This window comes from Legionella pneumophila subsp. fraseri (assembly GCF_000586315.1).
In the GTDB taxonomy this organism is placed as follows: Bacteria; Pseudomonadota; Gammaproteobacteria; order Legionellales; family Legionellaceae; genus Legionella; species Legionella pneumophila_B.
In genome coordinates this window covers 1-385 of sequence record NZ_JFIM01000064.1, presented here as the reverse complement: position 1 = coordinate 385, position 385 = coordinate 1, and the positions used below count along the sequence as shown (strand labels likewise).

Genomic DNA, 385 nt, shown 5'->3' with positions numbered 1-385 from the left:
CATCGTAGCCCCAATCAGCATCATAGATTGGTTGCAAATATAGTGCGGTGATACCAATATCCCATGCAGTTCTTTCGCAAGGAACAGTTACATTACCTGGGGTGCAAACTGGTCCCATAGTACCAGCGAACACTGCACTGCTTCCTAAAGCAAGAACAGCTACCGCTGTTTTTTTCAAATTTAACATGCTTATCTCCACTTTTTTTATTATTAATTTCCGTTCGTTACTAATTTAGCATATCAGCAACAGTACGCATTCTTCGCTCTAATCGAGAGCGTACCTGGATAAATTATCCAGCCGGACTTCTATAAAGTCAACAGTATTGCTGAAATTTCTTATCAACTTAACAAATTACACATTACCAACATACTTCAAGCCAATGTA

At 39.0% G+C, this 385-nt stretch carries 1 protein-coding gene; it reads right to left on the bottom strand.

Annotated features, from left to right (window positions below):
* A partial coding sequence (locus CC34_RS01000000116455; RefSeq protein WP_032833141.1) for an Lpg1974 family pore-forming outer membrane protein occupies nt 1–187 on the bottom strand: 187 nt, incomplete at its 3' end.
* Between the last annotated feature and the right edge of the window lie 198 nt (nt 188–385).